This window comes from Pseudomonas sp. ES4, assembly GCF_050586665.1.
GTDB lineage: Bacteria > Pseudomonadota > Gammaproteobacteria > Pseudomonadales > Pseudomonadaceae > Aquipseudomonas > Aquipseudomonas frederiksbergensis.
Map to the genome: position 1 here is coordinate 84,833 of NZ_JBOBDO010000012.1, position 20,138 is coordinate 104,970.

The 20,138-nt window shown below is 60.0% G+C and carries 18 protein-coding genes; 8 read left to right on the forward strand and 10 right to left on the reverse strand.

The window, feature by feature from the left end:
* Window positions 1–126 precede the first annotated feature (126 nt).
* From ACQ4OB_RS15395 to ACQ4OB_RS15410, 4 genes are all read right to left on the reverse strand, one after another.
* Complete coding sequence (locus tag ACQ4OB_RS15395; RefSeq protein WP_430955990.1) at window positions 127–1,098, reverse strand: FecR domain-containing protein; 972 nt, start codon at window positions 1,096–1,098, stop codon at window positions 127–129.
* Window positions 1,095–1,613: an RNA polymerase sigma factor gene (locus ACQ4OB_RS15400; protein ID WP_430955991.1), complete on the reverse strand. Its 519-nt coding sequence runs from the start codon at window positions 1,611–1,613 to the stop codon at window positions 1,095–1,097. The genes ACQ4OB_RS15395 and ACQ4OB_RS15400 overlap by 4 nt, the downstream gene beginning before the upstream one ends.
* Window positions 1,614–1,890: 277 nt before the next feature.
* Complete coding sequence (locus ACQ4OB_RS15405) at window positions 1,891–2,598, reverse strand: 3'-5' exonuclease (protein WP_430955992.1); 708 nt, start codon at window positions 2,596–2,598, stop codon at window positions 1,891–1,893.
* Entirely contained in the window at window positions 2,595–4,535 is a 1,941-nt protein-coding gene (locus tag ACQ4OB_RS15410) for a putative nucleotidyltransferase substrate binding domain-containing protein (protein WP_074880389.1), read from the reverse strand. Before ACQ4OB_RS15410 ends, ACQ4OB_RS15405 begins: the two co-directional genes overlap by 4 nt.
* Window positions 4,536–4,785: 250 nt before the next feature.
* Here ACQ4OB_RS15410 and ACQ4OB_RS15415 point away from each other — a divergent pair, with 250 nt between their 5' ends.
* Entirely contained in the window at window positions 4,786–5,247 is a 462-nt protein-coding gene (locus ACQ4OB_RS15415; RefSeq protein WP_074871465.1) for a response regulator, read from the forward strand.
* Window positions 5,248–5,318: 71 nt separating this feature from the next.
* On the opposite strand, the gene ACQ4OB_RS15420 is transcribed toward ACQ4OB_RS15415, so the two are convergent.
* A complete protein-coding gene (locus tag ACQ4OB_RS15420) occupies window positions 5,319–7,496 on the reverse strand; it encodes a malate synthase G (protein WP_074871464.1) in 2,178 nt (725 codons plus the stop codon).
* A 599-nt stretch (window positions 7,497–8,095) separates the two neighbouring features.
* Between ACQ4OB_RS15420 and ACQ4OB_RS15425 the strand changes: the two genes are divergently transcribed.
* On the forward strand, window positions 8,096–8,614 hold the full coding sequence (locus ACQ4OB_RS15425) for a glycine cleavage system protein R (protein WP_007947710.1): 519 nt from the start codon (window positions 8,096–8,098) through the stop codon (window positions 8,612–8,614).
* Window positions 8,615–8,829: 215 nt separating this feature from the next.
* Here the strand turns inward: ACQ4OB_RS15425 and rarD are convergent, their stop codons facing one another.
* The 5 genes from rarD to ACQ4OB_RS15450 form a co-directional block, all read right to left on the reverse strand.
* Entirely contained in the window at window positions 8,830–9,717 is an 888-nt protein-coding gene (gene rarD, locus ACQ4OB_RS15430; protein WP_430955993.1) for an EamA family transporter RarD, read from the reverse strand.
* Window positions 9,718–9,924: 207 nt separating this feature from the next.
* Window positions 9,925–10,899 (reverse strand): serine/threonine protein kinase, encoded by a 975-nt coding sequence (locus ACQ4OB_RS15435; RefSeq protein WP_074871461.1) that lies wholly within the window; start codon window positions 10,897–10,899, stop codon window positions 9,925–9,927.
* 211 nt (window positions 10,900–11,110) lie between these two features.
* On the reverse strand, window positions 11,111–13,012 hold the full coding sequence (locus tag ACQ4OB_RS15440) for a PhoX family protein (RefSeq protein WP_430955994.1): 1,902 nt from the start codon (window positions 13,010–13,012) through the stop codon (window positions 11,111–11,113).
* A 58-nt stretch (window positions 13,013–13,070) separates the two neighbouring features.
* Window positions 13,071–13,835, reverse strand: a complete 765-nt coding sequence (locus tag ACQ4OB_RS15445) for a TOBE domain-containing protein (RefSeq protein ID WP_074871458.1) — start codon at window positions 13,833–13,835, stop codon at window positions 13,071–13,073.
* Window positions 13,836–14,016: 181 nt separating this feature from the next.
* Window positions 14,017–14,757: a ComF family protein gene (locus tag ACQ4OB_RS15450; protein WP_074871456.1), complete on the reverse strand. Its 741-nt coding sequence runs from the start codon at window positions 14,755–14,757 to the stop codon at window positions 14,017–14,019.
* A 93-nt stretch (window positions 14,758–14,850) separates the two neighbouring features.
* Here ACQ4OB_RS15450 and bioB point away from each other — a divergent pair, with 93 nt between their 5' ends.
* From bioB to ACQ4OB_RS15480, 6 genes are all read left to right on the forward strand, one after another.
* A complete protein-coding gene (bioB, locus tag ACQ4OB_RS15455) occupies window positions 14,851–15,906 on the forward strand; it encodes a biotin synthase BioB (protein WP_074871455.1) in 1,056 nt (351 codons plus the stop codon).
* Between the two features lie 159 nt (window positions 15,907–16,065).
* A complete protein-coding gene (gene bioF / locus ACQ4OB_RS15460) occupies window positions 16,066–17,244 on the forward strand; it encodes an 8-amino-7-oxononanoate synthase (protein WP_430955995.1) in 1,179 nt (392 codons plus the stop codon).
* Complete coding sequence (locus tag ACQ4OB_RS15465; protein WP_430955996.1) at window positions 17,237–17,968, forward strand: alpha/beta fold hydrolase; 732 nt, start codon at window positions 17,237–17,239, stop codon at window positions 17,966–17,968. Before bioF ends, ACQ4OB_RS15465 begins: the two co-directional genes overlap by 8 nt.
* Complete coding sequence (gene bioC, locus ACQ4OB_RS15470) at window positions 17,961–18,773, forward strand: malonyl-ACP O-methyltransferase BioC (RefSeq protein WP_074871449.1); 813 nt, start codon at window positions 17,961–17,963, stop codon at window positions 18,771–18,773. Before ACQ4OB_RS15465 ends, bioC begins: the two co-directional genes overlap by 8 nt.
* Window positions 18,770–19,450, forward strand: coding sequence for a dethiobiotin synthase (gene bioD, locus ACQ4OB_RS15475; protein WP_074871447.1), 681 nt, complete (start codon window positions 18,770–18,772; stop codon window positions 19,448–19,450). Before bioC ends, bioD begins: the two co-directional genes overlap by 4 nt.
* 121 nt (window positions 19,451–19,571) lie before the next feature.
* Entirely contained in the window at window positions 19,572–19,868 is a 297-nt protein-coding gene (locus ACQ4OB_RS15480; RefSeq protein ID WP_074871445.1) for a pyrroloquinoline quinone biosynthesis protein PqqE, read from the forward strand.
* Window positions 19,869–20,138 lie beyond the last annotated feature (270 nt).

Here is a 20,138-nt window from a genome sequence, read left to right on the forward strand (position 1 = left end):
ACCAGTCGCTAAGGGGGGATCGTTCCCACGCTCTGCGCGGGAATGCCTCAATGGACGCTCTGCGTCCGCTTCGGCATGTGACGCGGAGCGTCACGGGCTGCATTCCCACGCAGAGCGTGGGAACGATCATTTAGCGTCAGTCTTCGCCTCGACCGTCACCCACCACGGCGTGTGCTGTTCGATCTGCACCGGCAGGGTCGGCAGCAGGGCGCTCAGGGCCAGATCGGTGTCGTGCAGCGGGAAGCTGCCAGTGATGCGCAGGTCGGCGATTTCTGGCGCAACGCCAAGATGCCCGCGTCGATAACGACCGAGTTCATGGACCAGGTCTTCCAGCCGTGTGTTGTCCACCACCAGCATGCCGCGGGTCCAGGCATCGGCGCCGAGGGTGAGCGCGACGATCGGCCCGAGGCCATTGCTGCGCATCAGGACTTGCTGGCCTTCACGCAGAATCTGCTCTTCCGGGCTCGACTCGGGGTGAGCCGCCACCGCTGATTTCAGCACGCTCAGGCGTGTACCTTGTTCTTCACGCTTGACCAGGAACCTTGTTCCCAGTGCGCGCATGCTGCCTTCGCGGGTTTCGACGATGAACGGCCGGGTGTCGCCATGGCCGGTTTCGACGAGAATTTCCCCTTCCTGGAGGATGATCAGCCGTTGTTTTTCATCGAAACGCACATCCACGGCACTGTGGGTGTTGAGGTTGATCAGCGTGCCATCGGTCAGGCGCAGGGTGCGTTGTTCGCCGGTGGCGGTGCGCTGGTCGGCCAGCCAATAGTCGATCGGCAGATAACGATCACCGGCAAACAACGCCAACCCGATCACCGCGACGATGCTGGCCAAGCCGCTGCCGAGTTTGCGCACGCGCCGGCGAATGCTTTCGCGCGATTGCAGTAACGCGGTGCGTGCCGGGCCGCTGGCAACGCTGAAGCGCTGGTCGAGCATGCCCAGTTGGCGCCAGGCCCGCGCATGTTCTTCGTGGGCGGCGTGCCATTTGGCGAACTCTTCGCGCTCCACCGGGTTGCCGGAGTCCAGGGACAACTGCCAGGCAATCGCGGCATCCAGCACCTGCGCCGAGACGGGTTTCGAACTGACCGGACTCATACCGGCTCACCGTACAGCGCGATGTAGCACTGACGAATGCCCTGGGCCAGATACTGGCGCACCCGCGGTACCGACACGCCCAGGCGCTCGGCGATTTCGGCGTGGCCGAGGCCATCGAGACGGTTATAGAGAAACGCCGCCCGGGCTTTGCTTGAGAGCTTGCCGAGCAGGCGGTCGATGGCTTTGAGGTCTTCGAGGATCAGTTGCTGTTCCTCCACCGACGGTTGTTCACCCGTGGGGATCAGCATCAGTTCGGTGAGGTAGGCCTGTTCCAGCGCGGCGCGGCGGAAATAGTCGAACAGCAGCCCCTTGGCAATCGCCACCAGAAACGCGCGAGGTTCACGCGGCTCCTTCAGTTCTTCACGACCCAGCAAACGTACGAAAGTGTCCTGACTCAGGTCTTCGGCCCGTTGCGGACAGGCCACATTGCGTCGTAGCCAGGCCAACAGCCAACCGCGATGGTCGCGATACAACGCACCAACGAGCTCACTTTGAGGGCTTTGGACTGACGACACGCAGCATCACCGATTGGGAAGTGTTAAGTAACGAGAATTGTTCGCGATTGTGGCAGAGGCGGGGGAGGTAAGCAATTGGCGCTGGTCGGGTGGGGATAACCAGGATTCTGGACCCGGCATCGAACCTTGTAGCAGCTGCCGAAGGCTGCGTCCGGCTGCGAAGCAGTCGTAAAAACAGCGAATGCGGTGCATCAGGCAGACCGTGGTGGCCGGTTTGACGACTGCTGCGCAGCCGGACGCAGCCTTCGGCGGCTGCTACAAAGGATCGCGATGCGTGTCAGAAGGAGTGTGTGTGCTGGCGCCGTTTCCACTGATTCACGCGCTGCTGCAGATTCAACGGGCTATGGATCTGCAACTGCCGCGCCCGACTGAACAAAATCAACGCCAACTCAGCGGTGGCCAACGCATCGGCACTGGCATTGTGGCGCTCGAACACTTCGAGTTTGAACCAGTCGATCCACTGATCCAGCCCGGCATCGCGAATGTGCGCCTGAGGGCAAAGCAGCGGCGCGATATCAGCCACATCCAGAAACGGATGCTGCAACTTGTAGCCCAGATGATCTTTCAGCGCGCGCCCGAGCATGTGCTGATCGAACGGCGCATGAAACGCCAGCACCGGGCTGTCGCCGACGAATTCCATGAACTCGACCAGGGCCTGAGCCGGATCACTGCCCGCGGCAATCGCACTTGGCCCCAGGCCATGGATCAACACACTGGGCGCCAACTTCATGTCGGCGCATTGCAACGTGCGTTCGAACTGCTGGCTGAAGTCGATCGCCCCGTCCTCGATCACCACCGCGCCGATGGACAACACTCGATCCTTGTTCAGGTTCAGCCCGGTGGTTTCCAGGTCGAGCACCACCCAGCGTTGTTCGCGCAGGCTGCATTCGCCCAGCTCTGCCGCCGAGGGCAAGCGTTGCAGGCGTTGTTGAAGGTCGCAGGGAAGGCTGGGACCTGCCGGACGCAGCCATGAAAACAGGCTCATAGCTGATACCTCAAGGCCAGGCTGCTTTGCAGGCGTTGGGCCTGGCGCAGGGATTCACGCAGGATCCGTCGATCCAGATGATTGAGGCTGTCCGGATCGACCCGGTTGGAGTAGGGCAAGTTCTCCCGAGTCTGTAGCTGATGTTGCTGCATGCGGGTTTGCTGGATGAAATGATAGGCCTCTTCGTACGCCGCACCGTCCAGCCGTTCGATGACTTCTTTGTCCACCAGTTGGCGAAAGCGCTCCAGCGTGTTGTTCACCTCGATGCCATGGGCCAGGGCGAGCAGTCGGGCACCGTCGACAAACGGCGTCAGTCCCTGGACTTTCAAATCAAGGGTGGCTTTCTCACCATTCTTGCGAGCCAGTACGAACTCACGGAAACGTCCTACGGGCGGACGGTTGCGCAGGGCGTTCTCGGCCATCATTCGCTGGAACAGGCGGTTGTCATTCACCTGATCGAGAATGCCCTGACGCAGCTGCTCGCAGCCTTGCTCGTCGCCCCAGACCACCCGCAAGTCGAAATAAATGCTCGAACCCAACAGGTTCTCCGGTGTGGCTTCGCGGATAAACGCGGCAAAACGTCGGGACCATTCGGCACGGGACAGGCACAGCTCAGGGTTGCCGGCCATGATGTTGCCCTTGCACAGGGTGAAACCGCAGAGCGCCAGGCTCTGGTTGATCTGCTGGGCGATGGGCAGCAATTTGCCGCGAATCTCGGCGGCGTGGGCCGCGTCCCGGGCTTCGAACAGAATGCCGTTGTCCTGATCGGTATGCAGCGTCTGTTCGCGGCGACCTTCGCTACCGAAGCACAGCCAACTGAACGCAATGCCGGGGTCGCCTTTCTCGGCGAGGGTCAGTTCGATCACCCGGCATACAGTGTGGTCATTGAGCAGGGTGATGATGTGCGTGATCTGGGTTGAAGAAGCGCCGTGGGCCAGCATGCGCTCCACCAGTTGACCGATTTCGCCGCGCATCGCGACCAGGTTTTCCACTTTCTGGGCGCTGCGGATGGTCCGCGCCAGATGCACCAGATCGACCCGTTGCAGGGAAAACAGATCACGTTCCGAAACCACGCCGCACAGGCGATGATCTTTCACCAGGCAGACGTGGGCGATGTGCCGTTCGGTCATGGCAATTGCCGCATCGAAGGCGCTGTGGTCCGGCGACAGGAAAAACGGCGCCCGGGTCATGTGGCGCTCGATGGCTTCGTTGAAATCGTCAGTGCCGTCGGCCACCACATGACGCAAGTCGCGCAGGGTGAAAATCCCCAACGGCGCTTTATCTTCGTCGACCACCACAATGCTGCCGACCTGCTGCTCATGCATCAGGGTCACGGCTTCACGCAGTGGCGTAGTCGGGCTGCAGGTCACTGGATGACGCATGGCCAATTCGCCCAGGCGGGTGTTGAGCGAGTACTGGGTGCCGAGGGTTTCCACGGCTTTTTGCTGGACTTGCTGGTTGACCTGATCCAGCAGGCTGCTCACGCCGCGTAGGGCAAAGTCGCGAAATGCGTTGGAAAGCGCGAACAGTTTGATGAACGCCAGCTTGTTCAGCTGTAGGCAAAAGGTGTCTTCGGAGGCCAGATGTTCGGTGCGCGTCGCGCGCTCACCCAGCAGCGCGGCGAGGGGGAAACACTCGCCGGTGGTGATTTCAAAGGTGGTTTCGGTGCCGCCCTTGGCCGTATGCGGGCGTTCTCCCACGACGCGGCCTTGCTTGACGATGTAGAAATGCTCGACCGGACCGTCGGCGGGCTTGAGGATGCTCTCGCCGGGCGCATAAAAACGCAGCTGGCACTGCTCGACCAGGTACGCCAGGTGAGCGTGTTCCATTTGATTGAAGGGCGGGAAGCGCTGAAGGAACTGCAAAGTGCCCTGGATGTTCTGCAACACCGCGGTTTTCCCTGCCTGTGTGAAGGCATCCTCTTTACTCATAACCATTACCGCAGTCTTTTGATTGTTGTTGTCGGATGACTCAGCCATGGTCGGCCCCTGCGCGCGGGGTGCCCATTGGACGTAAGTCTAGGTAGGACGTGAAGCTGTAGGTATTTGGGAAATGTCTGACGCAACTGTGCGAAAAACCTCCTACATTGGCTATAGGAAATTTTTCCGACGAAGTGCACATTGAAGGCCTGCTTAGCGATGTCTGACGGATGTGCTAGGGAATAGAAATGAAATCGTAGAGTAAGCCATGTCCGACCACGATATTTTGAGTGACGCCGAGCGCGAGGCGCTGAGTGCCCTCATGCTGGAACCTGCCCTGCCGACGCAAAGGGTATTGATCGTTGACGATGATAGAGACGCGCGGGAGTTGTTGTCGCAGATTCTGGAACTCGGTGGGGTTCGATGCATTACCGCAGCAAGTGGCGAAACTGCACTCAAGATGTTGGTTGATGAAGCTGAACTGAAAAAGCTTTCAATCGGTTTGATGATCACTGACTTACGCATGGGCAATGTCGATGGCCTGGATCTGATCCGTCAGGTACGTGAGTCGGTGCGGGCGGCGTTGCCGATCATCATTGTCTCCGGCGACGCCGATGTGAAAGACGCCATCGAAGCGATGCATTTGAGTGTGGTGGATTTTCTGCTCAAGCCTATCGATACCGACAAGCTGTTGGCGCTGGTCAAGCATGAGTTGGGAATGGATGTGTAGGTGATCGTTCCCAAACAAAAATGCCCTGATCTTTCGATCAGGGCATTTTTTTGTCCGGCGTCAGCGCTTAGTTACAGGCCATTGGCAGCCTTGAACTCGCGGCGACGACGGTGCAGGACCGGCTCGGTGTAGCCGTTCGGCTGCTTCGTGCCTTCGACCACCAGTTCGACCGCCGCCTGGAAGGCGATGTTGCTGTCGAAGTTCGGGGCCAGCGGACGGTACAGCGGGTCATTGGCGTTCTGACGGTCAACCACTGGCGCCATGCGCTTGAGGCTTTCCATGACCTGATCTTCGGTGACGATGCCGTGACGCAGCCAGTTGGCGATGTGCTGGCTGGAAATACGCAGCGTCGCACGGTCTTCCATCAGGCCGACATCATTGATGTCCGGCACTTTCGAACAGCCCACGCCCTGGTCGATCCAGCGCACCACATAACCGAGAATGCCCTGGGCGTTGTTGTCCAGTTCGTTCTTGATCTGCTCTGCAGTCCAGTCCGGATTGACGGCCAGCGGGATGGTCAGGATGTCATCCACCGAAGCGCGCGCACGTTTGGCCAGCTCAGCCTGACGGGCGAACACGTCGACCTTGTGGTAATGCAGTGCGTGCAGTGCGGCAGCGGTCGGCGATGGAACCCAGGCAGTGTTGGCACCGGCCAGCGGGTGAGCGATTTTCTGTTCGAGCATCGCAGCCATCAGGTCCGGCATCGCCCACATGCCTTTACCGATCTGCGCGCGACCTTGCAGGCCGGTGCTCAAACCGATGTCGACGTTCCAGTTCTCGTAGGCGCCGATCCACTTCTCGGCCTTCATGTCCGCCTTGCGCACCATCGGGCCGGCTTCCATGGAGGTGTGGATTTCATCGCCGGTACGGTCGAGGAAACCGGTGTTGATGAACACTACACGCTCGCTGGCAGCCTTGATGCAGGCCTTGAGGTTGACCGTGGTACGGCGTTCCTCGTCCATGATCCCGACTTTCAGCGTGTTACGTGGCAAGCCGAGCACTTCTTCGATGCGACCGAACAGCTCGTTGGTGAACGCGGCTTCTTCCGGGCCGTGCATCTTCGGTTTCACGATGTAGACCGAGCCGGTACGGCTGTTCTTGCGCGAGTTGTTGCCGTTGAGGCTGTGGATCGCTGCGAGGCTGGTGACCAGGCCGTCGAGGATGCCTTCGGGTACTTCGTTGCCGTCTTTATCGAGGATCGCGTCGATGGTCATCAGGTGACCGACGTTGCGCACGAACAGCAGCGAACGACCATGCAGGCTCAGTTCTTTACCATCGACACCGGTATAAGTGCGGTCGGCGTTCATGGTGCGGGTAAAGGTCTGACCGCCCTTGGAGACTTCTTCCGACAGATCGCCCTTCATCAGGCCGAGCCAGTTGCGGTAGATCACCACTTTGTCATCGGCATCGACGGCGGCGACGGAGTCTTCGCAGTCCATGATGGTGGTCAGTGCGGCTTCCATCAGGATGTCTTTGAGGCCGGCAGCGTCGGTCTGGCCGACCGGGGTGCTGGCGTCGACCTGGATTTCGAAATGCAGGCCGTTGTTTTTCAGCAGGATCGCGGTCGGTGCGGCTGTATCGCCGTGGAAACCGATCAGCTGTGCATCGTTGCGCAGGCCGGTATTGCTGCCGCCTTTAAGGGCGACCACCAGTTTGCCGTCAACGATCTTGTAGCCGGTGGAATCGACGTGAGAGCCAGCAGCCAATGGCGCCGCTTCGTCGAGGAAGGCGCGGGCGAAGGCGATGACCTTGTCGCCGCGAACCTTGTTGTAGCCTTTGCCTTTTTCCGCGCCGTCAGCTTCGCTGATGGCATCGGTGCCGTAGAGCGCGTCATACAGCGAACCCCAACGGGCGTTCGAGGCATTGAGCGCGAAACGGGCGTTCATCACCGGAACCACCAGCTGTGGACCGGCCATGCGGGCGATTTCGTCATCGACGTTTTGCGTCGTTGCCTGGAAATCAGCCGCTTCTGGCAGCAGATAACCGATGTCTTGCAGGAAGGCTTTGTAGGCCACCGCATCGTGCGCAACACCTGCACGAGCCTGGTGCCAGGCATCGATACGAGCCTGGATATCATCGCGTTTGGCGAGTAGGGCTTTGTTCTTCGGCGCCAGGTCATGAATGACCTTGTCGGCACCGGCCCAGAACTTATCGGCGGTGAGGCCGGTACCGGGAATGGCTTCGTTGTTCACGAAGTCGAACAGGACTTTGGCGACCTGCAGGCCACCGACTTGAACGTGTTCAGTCATTGCTTGCCTCACTCTGCTCAGCTATTTCGCTTTTCAGCTCTTCAATTTAACAATGAAGCCTCTGGCATTTAAACCACAAACCTGTTGACCAGTACATGCCATTGCGGGCGGCTGGGTTATGACCAATCAACGGCGTTGAGGCCGTGCTGACGGGGCTTTCAGGTTGTGGCTGTACCTGCGGCAGACATCGATCCAGCGTTATGTAGTGCGCGCTGCGGCATACTACATGATGAATTGCGCTTGTGAAAATTAGACTAAATACGTCGTTCTGCGACGCCATGACGCATTGCGGTCACGTCGGGGAACGGGATGTTCTCAAAAAACTATTGGATTGTTCCAGTTAAATATAAAAACTTGTACACATAATCTTCATTGCCCTGCTATGGGGCCTTGCTTTTGTGGCGAGGGAGCTTGCTCCCGCTCGGCTGCGCAGCAGTCGCAAAATCAGCGAAAGCGGTCCGTCTGGGCTATTCAGGGGGCCGCTTCGCGCCCCAGCGGGAGCAAGCTCCCTCGCCACAAAAAAGTAGTGCCGGGCTGATTCCGGTCCCTTGCCTATACTTGCTTTTCTATAACAAAAGTCATGACAAGAGGGCTGCGCCATGGACCACCTCGTACTCACTGTTTTCGCTCCGGACAAGCCTGGGCAGGTCGAGCGCATTGCCCAATGCATCGCCGAGCACGGCGGTAACTGGCTGGAAAGCCGCATGTCGCGCATGGCCGGGCAGTTCGCCGGGATTCTTCGCGTGGGCGTGCCGGCCGAGGCCTACGATGAATTGGTCGATGCCCTACAGGCGTTGTCCGCCCACGGCATTCGTGTACTGATTGCCGAAAGCGGCATCGAGCAATCCTGCACCTGGAAACCCATAGCCATGGAATTGGTGGGCAATGACCGCCCGGGGATCGTACGCGACATCACGCGTCTGCTGAGTGAGCAGGGGGTGAACCTGGAGCGTCTGGTGACCGAAGTACGTCCGGCACCGATGAGCAGCGAGCCTTTGTTCCACGCCGAAGCGATTCTCGCCGTGCCGCTGACGTTGTCCCTGGACGTGCTGCAATCGCGCCTGGAAACCCTGGCGGATGATTTGATGGTCGAATTGGTGCTGCGCAGCGAACCCTGAACAGGTTATCCAAGTTATACGTGCACCTGCCTGTGGATAACCTGTAGAGACCATCCTCCAGGCCACGTCGACCGGGCTTCTTCAGGAGTTGATCAAAAAACCAGCAGTTTCAGTGACTTGCGCACAAACGCCGGGGATCACGTTGTGGATAACCTTGGGAAGGATCGATGCAGGCCACGGTAGCCGTGGCCTGTAGAGGTTTGTGTGTTTTTTGATCAGCGGCGACGACGCATACTTATCCACGCGTCGACGCTGTAAATCGCCAGGCCCGCCCAGATAAAGATGAACGCAACCAGTGTGCTCGACGACAAATGCTCGCCAAACAGCAGCACGGCTTGCAACAGCACCAGCGTCGGCGCCAGGTACTGGAGAAAGCCCAGCGTCGTGTAGGGCAAATGCCGTGCGGCGGCGTTGAAACACACCAGCGGCACCAGCGTCACCGGACCCGCGGCCACCAGCCACCAGGCTTCAGACGTAGTCCAGAACTCGGGCTGAGCGCTGGTGGCCGTCTGATTGAAAAGCAGCCAGGCAATCGCAATCGGCACCAGCATCCAGGTTTCCACCACCAGACCCGGCAGCGCCTTGACCGGTGCCTGCTTGCGGATCAATCCGTAGAAACCGAAGGTCAGTGCCAGCACCAACGACACCCACGGCAGACTGCCAACTTGCCAGACCTGCTGGGCGACGCCGACCGCCGCCAGGCCAACCGCCAGCCATTGCATGCGCCGCAGTCGTTCGCCAAGGATCAACATGCCCAGCAGCACGTTCACCAGCGGGTTGATGTAGTAACCGAGACTGGCTTCGAGCATGCGCCCGTTGTTCACCGACCAGACGTAGGTCAGCCAGTTGGCCGCGATCAATGTGCCACTCAGGGCCAGGATCGCCAGGCGTTTCGGGTTGTCACGCAACTCGCGCCACCAGCCCGGATGTTTCCACACCATCAGCAGCAAGGCGCCGAACAGCGCGGACCAGAGCACTCGGTGGATGATGATCTCCACGGCGGGCACGCTGGCGATGGCTTTGAAGTAGAGCGGGAACAGGCCCCAGATGATGTAGGCACTCAGGCCCAGAATGTACCCGCGACGCGGGTTGGCGGCTTGCATGCAGAATCCTTGCTTAGGCAGCTAACAAAGAGGGGATTGTAAGGAGAATTGTCTACGGATGTCCTACCTGATTAGGTTGGTTATTTGTGAACACAAACAACTGTGGGAGCGAGCCTGCTCGCGAAAGCGGTAGTTCATTCAGCATCACTGTTGAATGTGAAACCGTATTCGCGAGCAAGCCCGCTCCCACATGGGGATTTGTGTTCGTCAGAAGAGCTTCAACGGTTCTTCGTTGAGCGCAGCCAGTTGTTCGCGCAAGGCCAACACCTGGTCGCCCCAATACCGTTCACTGCCGAACCACGGAAAACTGTGCGGGAACGCCGGGTCGTCCCAGCGGCGGGCGAGCCAGGCGCTGTAGTGCATCAGGCGCAGGGCGCGCAGTGGTTCGATCAGCGCCAGTTCCCGCGGATCGAAGTCGTGGAACTCACTGTAGCCGTCCATCAATTCCGACAACTGACCGAGACATTCCTGACGGTCACCCGCCAGCATCATCCAGATGTCCTGCACCGCAGGACCCATGCGGCAGTCGTCGAGGTCGACGATGTGGAACATCTCGTCGCGGCACATCATGTTGCCGGGATGGCAGTCGCCGTGCATGCGGATGTTCTTGTGCGGCGTTGCCTTGTAGACCTCTTCCACCCGCTTGAGCAGGTCGCGGGCGACGGACTCGTAGGCGGGCAGCAGGCTTTTGGGTACGAAATTGCCTTCGAGCAATGTGGTCAGCGAGTCATGACCGAAGTTTTTCACACCCAGCGCTTCGCGGTGTTCGAACGGTTTGGTAGAGCCGACCGCGTGCAGGCGACCGAGCAGTTGCCCCAGTCGATACAGCTGATCGAGATTGCCCGGCTCCGGCGCACGGCCACCGCGGCGGGGGAACAGGGTGAAACGAAACCCGGCGTGTTCATGCAGGCTGGCACCGTTGTGAATCATCGGCGCCACTACCGGCACGTCGCACTCGGCGAGTTCGAAGGTGAACTGGTGTTCTTCGAGAATCGCTTCGTTGGTCCAGCGCTGCGGGCGGTAGAACTTGGCGATCAGCGGCTCGCAGTCTTCGATACCGACCTGATAGACACGGTTCTCGTAGCTGTTGAGCGCCAGAATGCGCGCGTCACTGAGAAAGCCGATGCTTTCGACGGCATCGAGCACGAGGTCTGGGGTGAGCGTTGCAAACGGGTGGGCCATGCTGACTCCTGCGCGCAGCAGGCTGCCGCGTCCGGCCAAGCATGGTAGCGCAGACGGGGCTTCTTTAGGGGGATCGTTCCCATGGGATCGTTCCCACGCTCTGCGTGGGAATGCCTCACCGGACGCTCCGCGTCCGTTTCTGGGACGCAGAGCGTCCCGGGCTGCATTCCCACGCGGAGCATGGGAACGATCACCAGGGGGGGGACTTTTATCAGGCGCCGACGATGCCGCCATCTTCCCGGGAAATCGCCATCACCGAAGACCGCGGTTTGCCATTCGGCAGATGCTCAGGGAACGTCGATCCGCCGTTCTCCCCCGGATGCTGAATCCCGACAAACAAAGTCCTCTGATCCGGCGAAAAGCTGATCCCCGTCACCTCGCAGCCCACTGGCCCGACCATGAAGCGGCGGATCTCCCCGGTGACCGGGTCAGCGCAGAGCATCTGGTTATTGCCCATGCCCGCGAAGTCGCCTGCGTTGCTCGAATCGCCATCGGTCAGAATCCACAACCGCCCAGCCTTGTCGAATCCCAAGCCGTCCGGGCTGTTGAACATGTTCTGCGGTGTGATGTTCGATGAACCACTCTTCGGCGTGCCGGCGTGGACGCTCGGGTTGCCAGCGACCACAAACAGATCCCAGGCAAAGCTTTTCGAACCGTGATCGTCACGGTCAGTGCGCCAGCGCAAAATCTGCCCGTAGACGTTTTTCTCGCGCGGGTTCGGCCCGTTCACCGGTTGCCCGTCCTCGCCACGCTTGGCGTTGTTGGTCAGCGTGCAGTAAACCTGGCCATCCTTGGGACTGACGACGATCCATTCCGGGCGGTCCATGCGTGTAGCTTTCACCACACTGGCGGCGAGGCGGGCGTGAATCAACACCTCGGCCTGATCGGCGAAACCGCTGCTGGCGTCGATGCCGTTTTTGCCATGGGTCAGTTCGATCCACTCGCCCTGGCCTTTCGGGTGATCGGCATTGCCGTCGCCCGCGTCGAAGCGCGCCACGTACAAAGTGCCGTGATCCAGCAGGTCGCGGTTGGCCTTGGGGTTTTTGTGGTTGACCTTGTCGCGGCTGACAAATTTGTAAATGAACTCGCCGCGCTCATCGTCGCCCATGTACACCACGGCGTGACCGTCACTGGTTTCGGCCAGGGCGGCGTTTTCATGTTTGAAGCGGCCCAGCGCGGTGCGTTTGACTGGCGTCGATTGCGGATCGAACGGGTCGATTTCCACAACCCAGCCGTGACGGTTGAGTTCGTTGGGGTTTTTCGCCAGGTCGAAACGCTCGTCGTGTTGATGCCAGTTGATCTCTTTACTGGCCGCTACTGCGCCGTAGCGTTTTTGCGCGGCGTCGAACTTCTGTTCGGCATTGCTGCTGCCAAAGCAGTCGGTGAAGTTTTCTTCGCAGGTCAGATACGTGCCCCACGGCGTCTTGCCGTTGGCGCAGTTCTGGAAGGTGCCAAGGACGTTTTTGCCGTGCGGATCAGCGCTGGTTTTCAGCAGCGCGTGGCCGGCGGCCGGACCGCTCAGGTTGATCGGCGCGTTGCCGTGAATGCGCCGGTTGTAGCGCGAACCCTGGACGAAATGCCACTGGCCGTTCTTGCTCTGCACTTCGATCACCGACACGCCTTCACAGGCCAGAGCCTTGCGCACGTCAGCAGCCGACTGCGGCATGCCGCCGTGTGGATAGAGGTAGCGATAGTTGGTGTATTCGTTGTTGATCGCCATCAGCGCCCGGTTGTTGTCGTCGGGAAATTCGAACAGGCTCATGCCGTCGTTGTTGTCGCCGAACTGGACTTCCTGATGCTCGGCCGTGCCGTTGCCGCTTGGGTCGAATGCCGGACCGTTCTTCTGCAGGGGTTGGCCCCAACTGATCAATACCGAAGATTTGTAACCTGGCGGCAGGGTGATGGCGTCGCTGGTGGCGGCGGGAATACTGGCAAAACCCAACAGTTTGCTGGAACCGGCGCTGACGCTGGCGGCCAGCACGCTGCGGCTCAGCAGGTTGCCGCCCAGGAACATCGCTGCACCGCAAAGGGCGCCGGCGCTGATGAAGCCTCGACGGCTAAGGCCGACCATGTTCTCGAGGTCGGTGGATTGGTTGTCTTCTAATAGGCTCACATCAGGCTCCCTGCTGGTTTTTGCAGTCACCTTAATGAGCGTTAATGACACTTGTGTTTCAAAGCGGTGTACCGAGCAAAACGTTGGATGGCGCGAACTGCACCCGCACCGGTTTATCGGCGGCCAGATCGAGGGTTCTCAAGTGCAGCGGTTCGGCCAGTGCGCAGAGTGTCTGGCCATTGGACAAGCCGATGCGCACTTCGCTGGGGCCGTCCTCGGCGTCGAGAATTACTTCGATGATGCCTTTCAGGCAGTTGTTGCCGGGTGTTGCCACTTGATCGATGCCCAGCAACTCCAGCCAACCGGCCTTGATCAGTGCAACCACTTCGGTGCCGGTTTCCAGCTCCAGGCGCAGGGTGCTGTCGTGAGTGATCTGCGCATCAATGCTCAAGCCTTCGGCCAATTCAAGACGAATACGGTCGTTGTGCCCTTGGTTATCAATCGCCGCTACCTTGCCATGCAGTTGATTGCGCGCGCTGGTTCTGAGCATCAGTCGGCCGAGCAGGTCAAGATCGCTGGCATCCTCGGCGGCTTCCAGCACCTGAGCCTGCAAGGCTTGCAGCTTTTGATACAGGCGCAATACGCGCTCGCCTTCGCTGGAGAGTTTGGCGCCACCGCCGCCCTTGCCGCCGACACTGCGCTCCACCAACGGCTTTTGCGCGAGGTTGTTCAGCTCGTCGATGGCGTCCCAGGCCGCTTTGTAACTCAGCCCCGCGCTTTTCGCGGCGCGGGTGATCGAGCCCTGTTCGGCGATGTGTTGCAGCAACGCGATGCGTTGCGGGCGACGGACAATGTGCTGCGACAACAACGTAGGCAAGGACATGGCAGGGCGCTTTGGGCTGGGGCGATGGAAAGGACGTTGGCGGCTGGGAGCCCGGGAGTCAAGTCGGGTCATATCCTTGTAGGAGTGAGCCTGCTCGCGATGAGGTCATCAACTTCACCATAGATGTGACGGATCGACCGTCATCGCGAGCAGGCTCGTTCCTACCTTGAATGCCACTGAATCAGGGCGCATCGCCGGGTTTGGGTGTGCGGGCCAGACAATAGACGTCAACCCGGGCGGCGCCGGCGTCCATCAGCAGGCGAGCCAGGGCTTGGGCCGTGGCGCCGGTGGTCAACACATCGTCCACTAACGCTAGATGACGACCCTTGATACACGCATCGGGCGTCAGGGCGAAGGCGTTGCGCAGGTTCTTTTTGCGGGCCTCGGCATTCAGGTCCTGTTGAGCGCTGGTGTCCTGAATCCTCAGCAACAACGTTTCATCGCACGGAATGTCGAGGCTGGTACTGAGCCAGCGGGCGAGCATCGCGGCCTGGTTGAAACCCCGTTTACGCAGGCGTTTGGCGGCGAGCGGAACCGGGATGAGTACATCGGGTCGATTCAGGTCTTCATCAAAGCGATGTTGCAGGAACTGAGCGAGAAGTTCGGCGAGCAGGCGACCAAACGGCCACTTCGCAGCGTGTTTGAAGCGTGTGATCAACGTGTCCACCGGAAAGCTGTAAGTCCAGGGCGTGGCGACCCGTTCAAAAGCTGGTGGGTGTTTCAGGCATTGGCCGCAGGTCAGACCAGCGGCAGGTAACGGCAGGGCGCAGGTTTGGCATTGATCGCCAAGCCAGGGCAGCTCTGTTTCACAGGCCATGCAGAGGGGTGTGCATTCATCGGCGGGTTCTGCGCAAAGCAAACAGGTCTGGTTGTTTTTTAACCAGATGTAAACCGGTCCCTCGTATCGTGGTTGACAGCGCATGAGTCTTCCTTAAATATGCCGAACATCCGTGTCGCGTCTGTGGGTATTCCATTCCCCCAGCCGCTTGCCAAGCATAAAACAAAGGAAACGCCCATGAGCGCCAGCACCACTGCAACCCTGCGTCATGACTGGTCTTTGGCCGAAGTCAAAGCACTCTTCGTTCAGCCATTCAATGACCTGTTGTTCCAGGCGCAGACGGTGCATCGCGCGCATTTCGACGCCAATCGGGTCCAGGTGTCGACGCTGCTGTCGATCAAGACCGGTGCCTGCCCGGAAGATTGCAAATATTGTCCTCAGTCCGGTCACTACAACACCGGCCTGGAAAAAGAAAAGCTGATGGAAGTGCAGAAGGTCCTCGAAGAGGCCGCTCGCGCCAAGGCCATCGGTTCGACCCGCTTCTGCATGGGTGCGGCGTGGAAACATCCGTCGGCCAAAGACATGCCTTACGTGCTGGAAATGGTCAAAGGCGTGAAAGCCATGGGCCTGGAAACCTGCATGACCCTCGGTCGTCTCGATCAGGACCAGACAGTCGCCCTGGCAGACGCCGGCCTCGATTACTACAACCACAACCTCGATACCTCGCCGGAGTTCTACGGCAGCATCATCACCACCCGCACTTACAGCGAGCGCCTGCAAACGCTGGCCTACGTGCGTGAATCCGGGATGAAGATCTGCTCCGGCGGCATCCTCGGCATGGGCGAGTCGCTTGATGATCGCGCCAATCTGCTGATCCAGCTGGCCAACCTGCCGGAACACCCGGAATCGGTGCCGATCAACATGCTGGTGAAAGTCGCCGGTACGCCGCTGGAAAATGCTGACGATATCGACCCGTTCGACTTCATCCGCATGCTGGCTGTCGCCCGTATCCTGATGCCGCAATCCCACGTGCGCCTGTCCGCCGGCCGCGAAGCGATGAACGAGCAGATGCAGGCCCTGGCGTTCTTTGCTGGCGCGAATTCGATTTTCTACGGTGAAAAACTGCTGACCACCGCCAACCCGCAAGCCGACAAGGACATGCAACTGTTCTCGCGCCTGGGCATCCTGCCGGAAGCGCGCGAAGAGCACGCTGACGAAGTCCATCAGGCGGCGATCGAACAAGCGCTGGTTGAGCAGAAGAGCAGCTCGCAGTTCTATAACGCTGCCGTCTGAAGCCTCCACGGATCTTTCTGAAGGAATGCAAAACCCTGTGGGAGCGGGCTTGCCCGCGATGACGGACTTACATTCAACATTGATGTCGACTGGACCGACGCCATCGCGGGCAAGCCCGCTCCCACAGGGGACATGTGTCATTTGATAGTCGAGGCCTGCATGTCTTTCGATCTCAGCGCGCGCCTTGCTGCCCGTCGTGCCGAAAATCTCTACCGCCAACGCCCATTGCTCGAAAGCCCCCAAGGCCCGGAAGTAGTGGTCGATGGTCAGCCGTTGCTGGCGTTCTGTAACAACGACTACCTGGGCCTGGCCAATCACCCGCAAGTGATCGAAGCCTGGCGCGCCGGTGCGACCCGCTGGGGTGTCGGCGGCGGGGCGTCGCATTTGGTCATCGGCCATAGCAGCCCACATCACGCACTGGAAGAAGCCCTCGCCGAGTTCACCGGTCGCCCGCGCGCGCTGTTGTTCACCACCGGTTACATGGCCAACCTTGGCGCGGTCACCGCGCTGGTCGGGCAGGGCGATACGGTGCTGGAAGACCGGCTCAATCACGCGTCCTTGCTGGATGCGGGTCTGTTGTCGGGAGCGCGCTTCAATCGCTATTTGCACAACGACGCGGTGAGTCTGGCCAAGCGTCTCGAGAAGGCGACCGGCAATACCCTGGTGGTCACCGACGGCGTGTTCAGCATGGACGGCGACATCGCCGACCTGCCGGCGCTGGCGCGGGAAGCCAAGGCCAAAGGTGCATGGTTGATGGTTGATGACGCTCACGGCTTCGGTCCGCTGGGTGCCAATGGCGGCGGAATCGTCGAGCATTTCGGTTTGAGCCAGGAGGATGTGCCGGTGCTTGTCGGCACCCTCGGCAAGGCGTTCGGCACCGCCGGGGCTTTTGTGGCGGGCAGCGAAGAGCTGATCGAGAGCCTGATCCAGTTCGCCCGTCCCTACATTTACACCACCAGCCAGCCGCCGGCGCTGGCCTGCGCGACGCTGAAAAGCCTTGAGTTGCTGCGTACCGAGCACTGGCGACGGGAACATCTGAAAACGTTGATCCGCCAATTCCGCCACGGGGCCGAGCAGATCGGCCTGGAGTTGATGGACAGCTTCACGCCGATCCAGCCGATCATGATCGGCGATGCCGGGCGTGCGGTTCGACTGTCGCAGATGCTGCGCGAACGCGGTCTGATGGTCACTGCGATCCGTCCCCCGACCGTGCCCGCCGGCAGCGCCCGACTGCGGGTAACCCTGACCGCCGCCCACAGCGAGGCGCAGGTACAGCTATTGTTAAATGGACTGGCCGATTGTTTTCAACAACTGGGACCGGAGCCAAGCCATGCGTGATCGTCTGATTCTGCTGCCCGGCTGGGGGCTCGGCATTTCTCCCCTGGAGCCCTTGGCGGCAGCGTTGCAAGGACTGGATGAACACTTGCGGGTCGAAATCGAGCCGTTGCCGGAACTGCAATCGAGCGATCTTGAAGAGTGGCTCGATGAGCTGGATTCGACGGTGCCTCAGGACGCCTGGCTCGGCGGCTGGTCGCTGGGCGGCATGCTCGCTTCAGAGTTGGCGGCGCGGCGCGGCGATCGCTGCTGCGGCTTGCTGACCCTGGCGAGCAATCCTTCTTTTGTCGCCCATGAGCAATGGCCGAGTGCGATGCCGGCTGAAACCTTCGATGCGTTTCTGGCCGGCTGCAAGGCTGATCCGCGCATGACATTGAAGCGTTTCTCGCTGCTCTGCGCTCAGGGGGCCGAAGACCCGCGCGGATTGTCTCGGCTGTTGCTCGGTGGCGCCCCACACACTTCGGCCGAGGTGCTGATGAGCGGCCTGGAATTGCTCGCACAACTGGATACCCGTCAGGCTTTGCAAGCGTTCCGCGGCCCGCAACTGCATGTGTTCGCAGGTCTTGATGGGCTGGTTCCAGCCGAAGCGGCAAGCGACCTGCTGACATTGCTGCCGGATGTTGAAATTGGTCTGATCGAGCAGGCCAGTCACGCGTTTCTTCTGGAAGACCCTCACGGTGTGGCGGGGGCGATCCAGGCCTTTTTGCATGAGTCCGGTGATGACTGATTTATCCCTTCCCAACCTGCCCGGTGGTTTGCCCGACAAACGCCAGGTCGCGGCATCTTTTTCCCGTGCGGCGGCAAGCTACGACAGCGTGGCCGAATTGCAGCGCGACGTGGGCGGCGAATTGTCGAGTCGTTTGCCGGAGGACTTCGTGCCGGGTGTCTGGCTCGACCTGGGCTGCGGCACCGGGCATTTCAGTCGTGCATTGGGCGAGCGATTTCCTGCAAGTCACGGCCTGGCAATGGACATCGCCGAAGGCATGCTCAATCACGCCCGGCCGTTAGGTGGCGCAACGCATTTCATCGCAGGCGATGCCGAGCGGTTGCCATTGCAGGATTCGACCTGCGACCTGATCTTCTCCAGCCTGGCGGTGCAGTGGTGCGCGGACTTCGCTTCGGTGCTCAGTGAAGCCAATCGGGTGTTGAAACCAGGCGGAATTTTCGCGTTTGCTAGTCTGTGCGTAGGCACACTGTTCGAGCTGCGTGACAGCTGGCGACAGGTGGATGGCATGGTGCACGTCAACCGCTTCCGCGAGTTCGGGGTTTATCAACAGCTTTGCGCGGACAGTGGGTTGAGCGTCGCGAGTCTGCAAGTTCGACCGCACGTGTTGCATTACCCGGATGTGCGCAGCCTGACCCATGAATTGAAGGCGCTGGGTGCCCACAACTTGAACCCCGGTCGGCCGGGTGGTTTGACCGGCAGGGCGCGGATCCTCGGTTTGATCGAGGCTTATGAGCGGTTTCGTCAGGCCGAAGGATTGCCGGCGACTTATCAAGTGGTCTACGCCGTGTTGGAGAAACCCTTATGAGCGCAGCCTATTTCATCACCGGTACTGATACCGATGTCGGCAAGACCACCATTGCCGCCGCTTTGCTGTATGCCGCGCGCTCGGCCGGTTTGAGCACGGCGGCGGGCAAACCGGTCGCCTCAGGATGCGATGTGACACCCAAGGGCTTGCGCAATGCCGATGCGTTGGCGTTGCTGGCGGAGTGCTCAGTGCCTTTGACTTATGCTCAGGTCAACCCTATGGCGTTCGAACCGCCGATCGCGCCGCATCTGGCAGCGCGGGAGGCCGGCGTGGCATTGACGGTGCAATCACTGTTGACGCCGATGCGGGAGATCCTCGATATGCAGGCGGACTTCACCTTGATCGAAGGTGCTGGCGGCTGGCGAGTGCCTTTGGCGGATCAGGACAACCTGTCGGACCTGGCGATGGCGCTGGGTCTGCCGGTGATCCTGGTGGTGGGCGTGCGCCTGGGTTGCATCAACCATGCGCTGCTGACGGCTGAGGCGATCGCTCAGGACGGTTTGCAGTTGGCGGGGTGGGTGGCCAATATCATCGATCCGAAGACTTCGCGTCTGGAAGAAAACCTCGCGACACTCGCTGAGCGGATCCCGGCGCCGTGCCTGGGGCGTGTGCCGAAACTCAAGTTGGTGACGGCTGAAGCGGTGGCGGAGCATCTGCAACTGGATCTGCTGGACTGAGTTTTCTGACACGGGGTTTTAACTATGACAAGGCACTGTGCTATTAGGGTTTTTGTCGGGCCTTTTGGCAGTGGGTCTGGTTCAATGGCCGCTGTTGATCCTTTGTAGGACGAGTTCTGCCATGGAAATCTCAGGAAATACCGCTTTTTATCCCGGTCTGAGCACTATTCAGACAGGGCAGAACCGTGTGGATCAGGCCTCTGGCCAGATCGCCAACACGACGATCGAGCGTTCGGTGACCAGCCAGTCTTCCGACGCTCAGGTTGATCGTCTGCGTTCAGTGGATCGCAGTCAGCAGTCGGACCTGGCCAGTAATATGGTCGAGATGTCCCAAGGCAAATTTCAGGTTGAACTGGGTGTCAAAGTCGCCAAGGCATCCGACGAAATGCTCGGTACGCTGATTGATACCTACGCTTGAATCCTCGCTGAATCCGTACCCCCAACGCCGCGAATATTCGCGGCGTTTTTCTGCGTAAGTCCTTCTCGCTCAACTAATCTTTTCTGCACAGCGTTTGCTCAGGCGACGGAGGTGTTGCGTGGCTGTGGATCGGTCATTTGCCTCGGATGATGACGAACGGCAAAAGATCGGCGCTTGACAAGATTTAGGCGTAAACGTATGTTTCAAACAACTGTTTGACCGCCACAACAAATCAACGCGGTCGTTCATTCCCGGTTACATCAGCAGAGG